This is a genomic window from Azovibrio sp., from assembly GCF_049658005.1.
In the GTDB taxonomy this organism is placed as follows: Bacteria; Pseudomonadota; Gammaproteobacteria; order Burkholderiales; family Rhodocyclaceae; genus Azovibrio.
In genome coordinates this window covers 69,623-79,395 of record NZ_JBASOH010000015.1, presented here as the reverse complement: position 1 = coordinate 79,395, position 9,773 = coordinate 69,623, and the positions used below count along the sequence as shown (strand labels likewise).

The 9,773-nt window shown below is 66.0% G+C and carries 7 protein-coding genes; all 7 read right to left on the bottom strand.

The window, feature by feature from the left end; genetic code table 11:
• Positions 1-131: 131 nt before the first annotated feature.
• The 7 genes from WBH99_RS01620 to WBH99_RS01590 all read right to left on the bottom strand — a co-directional run bounded on the left by WBH99_RS01620 (position 132) and on the right by WBH99_RS01590 (position 9,770).
• The gene (locus WBH99_RS01620; RefSeq protein WP_424218357.1) at positions 132-998 is read right to left on the bottom strand and encodes an ExeA family protein; all 867 of its coding nucleotides are present in this window, start codon (positions 996-998) and stop codon (positions 132-134) included.
• Positions 988-2,907 carry a pilus (MSHA type) biogenesis protein MshL gene (mshL, locus tag WBH99_RS01615; RefSeq protein ID WP_424218356.1) on the bottom strand — a complete coding sequence of 640 codons (1,920 nt, stop codon included), beginning with the start codon at positions 2,905-2,907 and terminating at the stop codon, positions 988-990. The genes WBH99_RS01620 and mshL overlap by 11 nt, the downstream gene beginning before the upstream one ends.
• Position 2,908: 1 nt before the next feature.
• Positions 2,909-3,244, bottom strand: a complete 336-nt coding sequence (locus tag WBH99_RS01610; protein WP_043463524.1) for a hypothetical protein — start codon at positions 3,242-3,244, stop codon at positions 2,909-2,911.
• Positions 3,241-3,948 (bottom strand): hypothetical protein, encoded by a 708-nt coding sequence (locus tag WBH99_RS01605; protein ID WP_424218355.1) that lies wholly within the window; start codon positions 3,946-3,948, stop codon positions 3,241-3,243. Before WBH99_RS01605 ends, WBH99_RS01610 begins: the two co-directional genes overlap by 4 nt.
• The gene (locus tag WBH99_RS01600; RefSeq protein ID WP_424218354.1) at positions 3,945-4,574 is read right to left on the bottom strand and encodes a PilN domain-containing protein; all 630 of its coding nucleotides are present in this window, start codon (positions 4,572-4,574) and stop codon (positions 3,945-3,947) included. The genes WBH99_RS01605 and WBH99_RS01600 overlap by 4 nt, the downstream gene beginning before the upstream one ends.
• Positions 4,571-5,512, bottom strand: a complete 942-nt coding sequence (pilM, locus tag WBH99_RS01595) for a type IV pilus biogenesis protein PilM (RefSeq protein ID WP_424218353.1) — start codon at positions 5,510-5,512, stop codon at positions 4,571-4,573. Before pilM ends, WBH99_RS01600 begins: the two co-directional genes overlap by 4 nt.
• A gap of 142 nt (positions 5,513-5,654) precedes the next feature.
• Entirely contained in the window at positions 5,655-9,770 is a 4,116-nt protein-coding gene (locus tag WBH99_RS01590) for a DUF6701 domain-containing protein (protein ID WP_424218352.1), read from the bottom strand.
• Positions 9,771-9,773 lie beyond the last annotated feature (3 nt).

Genomic DNA, 9,773 nt, shown 5'->3' with positions numbered 1-9,773 from the left:
GCGCCAGGCGGCGGCGCGGGCGCCGGGCCGGCAGCACGACCTGGTCGGGCAGGCCCTCCCGATCCCTGCCGGTGGCCTGGCGTTGATCGAGATCCTGCAGCATGCGATTGATCAAACTCACGATCTTGTCCTCACCACCAGAAACGTACCTTGGCCCCTTCGGTATCCCGGGCCGCTGCCTGCACATGCCGGCGCTTCACCTGCCCCGCTCCCTCGCCGTAAGCCGCCATCAGCGCCTTGTTGGCCAGGATATTCACCAAGCGCGGAGTGCCCCGGCTGGCCTCATACAGGAGGTGAATGGCACGGCGGCAAAACCAGTCAGCCCCGGGGCTGGCCCCGGCCACCCCCATGCGGTGCGCAAGATAGAGCGGCAGCTCATCGGGCTGCAGCACATCCAGGTGGTAATGAAAGGTGATGCGCTGCTTCAACTGGCGGATGGCGGGATCCTCGAGATTCTCGTCCAGCTCGGGCTGGCCGAACAGGACGATCTGCATCAATTTGCGCTTTTCCGTTTCCAGGTTGGAGAGCAGGCGCAAGGTTTCGAGGCTCTCCCGGGGCAGGGCCTGGGCTTCGTCGATGCAGACCACCACGCCGCGCCCGAGGCGCGCAAATTCCAGCAGCGCATCGCTCAGGAACTTGGTGAGCAGATGGGCATTGCCCTTGCCCTCCAGGGGAAGCTGGAATTCCTCCGCCAGGGCCACCAGCAGTTCCGTGGGGGAGAGCCGGGGATTGGGCACATAGGCGGTCACGGCGCGCCCATGCAGGGCTTTTAGCAGACGCCGGCAGAGCAGGGTCTTGCCGGTGCCCACTTCGCCGACGATCTTGACGAAGCCTTCGCCGCCATTGAGCGCCACCAAGAGGGTATTGACCGCTTCGACATGGGCGCGGGTGCCAAAGGCGAACTGGGTATCGGGGGTCAGGCCAAAGGGCGCCTCCCGCAAGCCAAAATGGGCGAGGTAGGGCGGGGCCGGAATGATGGCCGTCGGGCTATGGCTCATGGGCGGGCGCACGAATGGAGGTCACAGGGTTGGCCAGGTCCGGCAGCTTGCGCGGGTCGAATTCCTGCAGCCGGCTGTTCGTGGCATCCAGATCCTGCTGCCAGTCCGCCGTCTCGTGGATCACCGTGGGCTTGATCAGCACCACCATCTCGCGCTTGCGCATCCCCCGGTTGGTCTGCTTGAAGAAATGGCCCAGCAAGGGAACGTCGCCCATCCCCGGCACCTTGCTTTCACCGCTCGACTGCTCCTGGGACATCAGGCCGCCGATGGCGACGATCATGCCGTCCTTGACCCGGACGATGCTGTCGGTTTCCTTCACCCGGCTGGAGGCAAAGGGAATGGTATAGGTGCCGGCCTGTTCCCCGAGGTTGACGATCAAGTTCTTGGAAGTGACCTCGGTCACGGCCGGACGGATGTGCAGGGTGATCATGCCGCTGTCGTCGATCTGCGGCGTCACATCCAGGGCGATGCCGGAGAAGAAGGGCTGGGCCTCGATATTGGGCGGGTTGGTGTTATCGCCGTTACCGCTATTGGTGGTCGTGCCCGCCGTTACCCCGGTCACGTAGTAATCATCGGTCCCCACCTTCAGCACCGCCTTCTGGTTGTTGAGGGTGGCGATGCGCGGATTGGACATCACATACACCGTGCCCTGGGTTTCCAGGAACTGGATGATGGACGCAAAGCTGGTGGTCTGAAAGGAAAGGCCAAGGGCGCCGGCAACGGGGAAGTTGCTGAGCAAACCAGTCGCCCCGGTCAAAGGCACGGCCTCCCAAGTCCGGGTCACCTCGGTTGGGGTCACCGTTTCCGTCATCAAACGCCGCACACCGTCCGGCCCGCTAATCACCGAGTTCTGGTCCGTACGGCTGTTCACCCCCCAGCGCTGCCGCCCATAACTATCAAACGCCGCCCAGTTCACGCCGCTCTGGAAACCATCGTTCAGTTCCACCTCGATCAGCTTGGCCTCCAGCATCACCTGGCGCTCCACCCCGGCCTGCATGGCCTTGAGCATCTCGCTCACTTCGCGCAATTCGGCCGGCAAGGCCCGCACCATGACCACGCCGGACTGCTGATTGAGCAGAAAGCGGCGGCCTTCAGGACACTTCAGCTTGTCCAGGCGCTGCCCCATCATATTGGAAACGAGGGCAGCACTGCTGCCTCCTGCGCTGCCGCTACCGGATAGCTCGTATTCACAATCCAGCGCGGTGGCAATACCCACCCCCAGTTCCAGCCAGAAATCAGACGCCTGGCCGGTGACGACGTTGGTATTATCCACGGTATTCCCCCCGCTCGTTCCGCCGCTCGTTCTGCCGCCCATTCCGCCGCCCGTGATTCCACCACTTCCACCCGACGAATTCCCGGTCGAGCTATTGGACGAAACCACCCGGGTGGTGGAAGTCCCGCCCCGTTTGCTGGCCAGGTAGCTGACCTGGAAGATGCGGGTCTGGGGGGTGTTGGGCTGCACCGAGATGCGGTTGCCCTGGACGCGGAAGTCGTAGCCGTAGAGGTCCCGGATCACTTCCAGGGCTTCCCGCACCGTCACGTTCTTCAGGTTCAGGGTGATGCTGCCGCTCACGTCCGGGGGCAGCAGCATGCTGTAGCGGGTGCCATCCACCAGGGCCAGGAACACCTGGGCCGCCGGGGCTTCCGCCACGGCCAGATCGAAGCGGGGCTCCAGAGGCTGGGGCGCCACCGCGGCCGGCAGCTGGATGGGCGGCAGCAGGGCCGCGTCTATGGCCGCCCGTTCGGCGGGCGGATTAGGCTTGGGCTGCTGCTGCAGGCTGGACTGGATGCTATCGTAGGTTCCCTCCCGGGGCAGCATGGAGGAACAGCCGGAGAGCAACAGGGCCAGCAACAGGCCCGACAGGAGCAGACTTTTCCCCTGATGGGGCGCATGGGTTTTCTTCATCATCTCATTTCCCTCCTGGGGCCGATGGGCGCTGCACACCGGGGGTAAGGCGCAGTTCCTGGCGCCCTTCCGCCCCTTCCAGGAGCACCGAGGTCGCACCGATGCGGACCAGGCGCAGGCCGCGGATTTCCTGCCCCAGATGCAGGTTGTTGCCATTGATGGTGGCCAGGGGCCGCCCTTCGGGGCCCCGCTTGATGGCTTCCAGACGCAGGGCGTCCGCCTCCCCCGGGGTTTCCCGGGCGGCCCAGTCCGCCGGCCGGGTCGGATCGCGCAGGGGCAGCTCCTGGGCGTGGAGGCCAAGACTGCAGGTCAGGAGCAGCAGGGCGGACAGGGTTTTCATAGTTCCAGCCAGTGGGCATCCATGCTCAGGGTGGACACCGTCAGGGTCAGCTCCGCCTCCGGGTAGGCGGGGACGCTGAGCTGGGCCCGCTGCCACAGGAGCCGCTGGGGCTGGGCCTCCAGGGTCTTCAGGTAGGCCAGGATGTCCAGGTAGTTGCCCCTGAGCTTGAGTTCGAAACCGTGCTGGTACACATCCAGGCTCCGGGGCGGCAGTTCGGCCAGCTTCTCGGCGGCGGCCCGCTGCTTGTCCCTGGCTGCCTGGATGCCCTGGGCCGGCAGGGTCTTGAAACCGGCCACCCGCACCCCCGGGTGACGGCGCACCAGCCCTTCCAGCAGGGCGGCGGCCCGGTCCGGCGGTACCAGGGATTCGTTGAAGGCGGCCAGGCGCGCCTCGGCTTCGGCAATCTGCTGCTCCACGACCGCCAGCTCCTGGCGCAGGGGGGCATCGGGATCGCTGGCCACCTGCTGGCTGAGAATCTGGATCTGGGTCTGCAGGACCGTCAGATCCGCTTCCTGGGCAGCGGCCTGGCGCCCGTAGGAAGCAGCCCGGGAAAACATGGGCTGGGCCCACAGTACCCCGCCCAGATAGGCCAGCAGACCGATGGCAGCGGCGGCCACCAGGCCCCGTTCGCGCACGCTCAGGGCCTGGTAACGGGCGGCCCAGGCCTGCCACAGTTTCTGCATGCTTGCGGGCAGGACCATCATCTGCGCTCCCGGGAAAGTTGCCCGCCCAGGGTGAAGCTCCAGTGGGGCGGGACGGCCGTCGGCGCCGCCGGATCGGGCAGAACCTGGTTCAACTCCAGGGCCGCGAAGGTGCGCCCCTTGAGCAAGGGCTCCTGGTCCATCTGCTGGATGAACTGGGGCAGCAGGGGTTCGGTGCGCATGCGCCCCTGGAGCAGCACCTGCTGCCCCCCCTCCTGGAGATCGAAACCGGTCAGCCACAGGCCTTCAGGCACCCGCCGGGCGAAAGCCCCCAGGTAGCCGGAAAAACCGTCCTGCTGCCCCAGGTCGCCGCTTTCCAGGGCGGCCAGCACCTCCCGCTTGCTCTCCAGCACCGCCTTGCGCTCGGCCAGCTGCCGCTCCAGGGCCGGGCTGATGCGGCGGCTGGCCTGCATGGCGCCCAGCTGGGAAAGCTGCTCCTGGGCCACCCGCATCTGCTGTTCCTGGGCTCCCAGGCGGTGCAGTTCCACCCCTTCCCGCTGGCGCCCCCAGCCGGCCATGAGCAATACCAGCATCAGCACCAGGCTGGAGGCCAGGGCCACGTGATTCAGGGTGAGCAGCTCCACCTTGGGGCGCAGCTCGGGGTTGAGCAGGTTGATCTGCTGGCTCATGGCTGGGACTCCTGGCGCAGGGCCGCCCCCAGGGCCAGCAGGTGGCGGGATTGCTCGGCCGGCTGCTGCAGGGTGGGACAGGCTTCCAGGTCCAGGACCTGGGACAGGTCCATCTGATCCACAGGCACGTACAGGGAACTGCCCAGGTAATCTAGGAGGCCGCTCAGTTCAGGCCGGGGGGCCAGCAGCAGGCGGCTCACGGAGATGAAGCTGTACTGGCGGTCAAAGGCATCCAGGGTGCGCTGCAGTTCCAGGCCGACGCGTTCGAACAGGGTCTGGCGCCGTTCCAGATCGGCCCCGGTGAACTGCTCCAGGGGAATTTCGATGCGCCGGCTGGCATAGAGCTCCCCCTTGAAGGTGAGCACCAGCAGGCCCCCATGCTGATCGAAGCTGAAGCTGGCCAGCCCCCGGTTTTCGTCTTCCAGCAGGGCCGCCACGTTGCGCAGGGCCAGTTCGGGAATGTCGATGGCCTGGAGATTGAGATGGGCCCGGTCGTAGCGGGCCATGATCTCCCCCACCTGCTCATTGCGGGCCACGGCCACGAACACCATGTGGGGCCGGCCCGGAGCGTGGCTTTCGGTGGGGATGTCCAGCACATCGAAGGTGGCCTGCTCGGCAGGGAAGTCGATGAAGTCCTTGAGCTGCCAGCGCAGGGCTTCCTTCCATTCATGGCGAGGCACGGCCGGCGCATTCATCTGCAGCAGCTGGTAGCTGCCCGGCGGCATCAGGGTGGTGATCCGGTAGGCGGACAGGCCCCGGCTGCGGGCCAGCCGTTCCATTTCATCCATCCCCGTCGTCAGGGCCTCCACCCAGAGCACCCGGGCCCGGCCCTGGCCGCCTGCCAGCACATGCACCGCCGCCGGGCTGCCGGCAGCCGGACACAGGGCCACCCAGCCGGGTTTGCTGCGCTTGGGACGGAGCGGGAACAGGCGGGACATGAAAGAAGGAATCTGCCTAAGGTAGTAACAGGCGCAATATCAACACACTTCACTTTAAATGTGAAGTGCAAACCCATTATTTATTAAGGATTTTTCCTAAAATCAAGCACATTTTCCCGTTTCGGCACCGACGCTGCCAGGCTCAGCGCAACTCGCGCCGGAAAATCACCGGGGAGCGGGGTCCGCAAACCCCGAAGCAGGCGCGCACCGTAGGCACGGCCAGATCCAGCCAGCCATTGCCGCCCCCCAGGATGCCCAGGGGGATGTCCAGGTAGCCGTAGTTACCCGCCCCCGGCGCCGACAGCCGCAGGCCGGCATCCCCCTTCACCACCTTGTGCGTGGCCCCGTTGCTGCCCTGCAGGGTGGCGAGGGTTTCCCCGGCCGCCAGCTGGTTGCGGGCGCCCGGCGGGTAGAACAGCAGCCCCCCGTTGTCCTTGGTCGGCAGGGTCAGCAGGGTGCAGCTGTCCAGCAGGTTCCGGGTCCAGCCGGTGGCGCTCCAGTACTGCACCTGGGCCGGCACCGGCAGGGGCAGGTACTCGGAGCCATAGGCGTTGGCGGCCCACAGCCGGCCATGACGGATCATGGTGGAGTTGCTCGCATCGTCCGTCACCTGGGCCGGGGTACTGGCCAGCAGCTTGGCCTCATCATCGTCCTTCACCTCCACCTTCAAACGGTAATCGTCAAAGGGCCCGTCGGGAGGGCTCGCCTTGGCGAAGCGGTAGCCACCACTCCAACTCCAGACCCCGTCGGTCCACACTACATCGGCCCAAGGGTCCTTGCCCGGCGAGGCGGGCCTATCGGGCTGCCCTAGGCGCTTGTCATTTTTCAACACCTCCCCGGCATTGGTTTCCGTTACCGTGACACTGCCGGCCTTATAGCGCGCCGTCACCGGATCGCTGGCGGAAGCCGTGCCGCTGCCCTTGGCATGGGCCTTGATCGCCAGGGAAACCTGGAGGCTGTCGTCACCCATGTAGGTGAAGCCCCCGGCCGCACACCCGGGAGTCAGGGTCCCGGCGAAGGAAAAGTGGCTGGGATACCAGCGCCCCAGGAGGGGGCTTGCCGCACTGCCGATGCTGCAGCCGTAGCGCCCTCCGTTGAGGCTGTTTTCAGCGCTCCCGCTCAGGCAGTCCGGCACTGCCTTGCCCTGATCCACTTCCGTGAACTTCTCATCCAGCACTGCCCCCTTGAGGAAACGGATGTTGCCCACGTCCCGGTACTGGAAGGTGCCGCTGGCCTTGCTGCCGGTAGCCGCATTGAAGCTCCCGGTCAGGGTGCCTGCGGTGATGAGATCGCTGTCATCGCCAGAGGCCGTCACCAGGCCTTCTTTGATCACCGGGGTGCCGTCATAGCCACTGGCCACATCGGCCTGGGCGTCCAGGGTGAAGTCCGTGCCGGCCACTGCCGCCGGGGTGCCACTGGCCCCGGTATTGTTCATCAGGGGAGCACTCACCGTCAGCTGCAGCGGGCGAATGGCAAAGTTGTCGTAGGAACAGGAAGGGGCGCTGCTGCCCACCTTCATCCGCACCCGCACGTTCTTGGCTGCGGCGGCGTAGGTAAACTCGGCCTCCTTGCGCCCCTTGTCGGCGGCGGCAAACACCAGATCCTGAGCCGTGTTCAGGCCCGCGCCCGTGGGACAGCTGGAGCTCGAGGTATCCACCAGGTCCACGGCCACGGTGCCCGTATAAGCGGCATTGACGATCCCGCCCCCGGACAGGGCCAGCACATCCAGCTTGAAGGCAGTATTGGCAAGCTTGGTGTAGATGGGGGTCTTGGGTAGCGCGCCTTTTTCCACCGCATCGAAACTGCAGGAGGCGGAGGCGAAATTCATGGTGCAGTTTTCCGTCGCCCCGTTGAAGCAGCGCAGGCCGTTGCTGGGCGTCGGGTTGATGCTGCTGTAGCCGATGGCCACATCCCCGGCCGTGGCGGAGCTGATCTGGGTGGACGTGGCACCGCCGGAAAAGGTGAAGGTGCTGCCCCCCGGGGTGAGGCGGGCCGTCACGGTCCCTGGATAAAGCTTGGTGCAATCCACATCCAGACAGGCCAGCACTTCCACCGACTCGGGGTTGCAGATGGAGGCGGTGCCATCATGGATCACCCGCAGATGATCGAAAGCGCCGCTGCAGCTGCGCCCCAGGGTCATGTCAGCCTGGACCTCGGCCTGGGACAGCTCGTAGTTGTAGAGCTTGACCTCGTCGATCTTGCCGCGGAAATTACGGGCCGGCATGAAGGGACAGCCCGCCGAGGTGGAGACGTCGCCGCCGATGTAGAAGTTGCAGCCATTGGGCTGCAGGGTCCCCTTCCAGCTGCCGGTGTTGCCGTCCCGTACCCCGTTGATGTAGATGTACTGGCGGCCGCTGACCGAATCGAAGGTGATGGCCACGTGAGTCCATTTATTCAGGGGAATGGTGCTGGCCGAGGTGAGGTTGGAAGAATTCCACCACCAGTACAGCTTGCCGCTGGGGTTGATGTGGAACTCATAGTTCTTGTCGTTTGACAGGATGGAGTACAGGTCGCTGGAAGGCCGGGCCGTGGGGTAGATCCAGGCCGTGGCCGAGAGCTTGGTGCTGTAGTCGAAGCGGGAATCCCCGGGCACCATCACCACCCCGCCCCCGTCAAAACTGCCCGCATTGCAGAAGCTTCCGTCCACGCTGGCAAACTGGGACTCGATGGTGGGGTCGGGAGTGACCACATTGGTGCCGGTGCTGGCAGTGGTGGCCATGCGCCGGCCGTGCAGGGCCGTGCCACCGCTATCCACCACCTCCCCGTCGGCGCCCGTCCAGGAATCCTCCACCTCGTCCATGCGGAAGTGGGTAGTGGCCTGGGACAGGACCAGGATGCTGCGGCTGACGGAAATGGCCCCGGGCGAGGACAGGGTATTGGTCAGGCTGCCCTGCTGGTTGAGGCGCACTACCAAGGTCATCTGGGCACTGGCCTTGCCGGCCAGGGAAGGCAGGGTCCATGTAAGGCTCTGACCGCTCACCACGACGCTGCCCTGCTGGGCCACGTGATTCACGTAAACCATGCCGGCCGGCATGACATCGGTGAGCACCAGGTTGTTCAGGGGGTCGTCATTGGGATTGCTCACCGAGAGGGTGAAGGAGACCACGTCCCCCACCACGGCAGAGGCGGCGCTGGACGCCTTGCCCAGCACCGGCGGCAGGGTGGTCTTGCACAGGGCCAGACTGCCGCCGCTGCTGTTGCTGTAGCAGGCGCTGTTGAGGGGCAGGCAGCTTCCTCCCCCGGAAAGACAGCACACCCCGCCGGCCCCCGACTGCCAGCCGTTCAACTGGATACTGTTGCTGCTGTTGCAGGTGGTCCTGGCGCAACCATTGACCCGGGTGTTGTAGCCCAGGCTGATGACCCCGGTGGCCACGGCATCCCCCCCCACGGTGAGGCTGCTGCCCCCCAGGTTGATGGCGCCGGCAGTGGCCTCCACCCCGCCGCCGATGCTGCTGCCGCTGGCGCCGGCAGCCGCCACCGCAGCCGCCTTGACGGAACCGGCAATGGTGCTGTTGCTGGCCAGCAGGGTGAAGGTGCCGGAGGTGGAGATCAGCCCCCCCACGTTATTGCCACCGGCCAGGGTGACGCTGCCGGAACCCCCTTCGGCGCGGATGTCCCCGGCGACGCTGGCCCCGTAGCCCAGGCTCACGGCCCCGCTGCTGGCGGTGATGCTGCTGCCGTACACGGCATTGCTGCTGGTATCGGTGACGCTGGCGGCGCTGACCGGGCCGTTGATCCGGGCGGCCGCTCCCACCAGCAGCGCCCCGGACGAGGTGATGCTGCCATCGACGGTGACATTGGAACTGGCGAGGGTCAGGGTCCCGGTGCCCATGGTGATGCTGCCCGTGATGCCGCTGCCGGAATTGAAAATGGCCGTGCGGTTGCCGCTGACCTGGAGCTGGGCCACGAGGCTGCCCTGGGTGCTGAAGTTGCCGCCCACCACCAAGGTCAGCTGGCTGGCGGAACCGCCGCCGTTGATCACCGCATTGCTGGAATTGAAGGCGCCGGTGAAACTGATCCGGGCCGGCCGGCTGTCGGCCTTGATGCTCACCGTGTCGTTCCAGGCCAGGGTCACCGCGCCGCAGTTAAAGTTGTAGACCCCGCCGCTGTAGCCCCCGTAACTGCAGCCCTCGGGCATGCTGGCGCCGCTGCTGGCAAACAGGTAGGCGGCCGCCTGGGCCAGGCCTGCCCAGCCCCCCAGCAAGCACAGGCAGCACAGCAGGCCGGCCCGCAAGCCCCATAGGCGCGCAAATGTCATGGC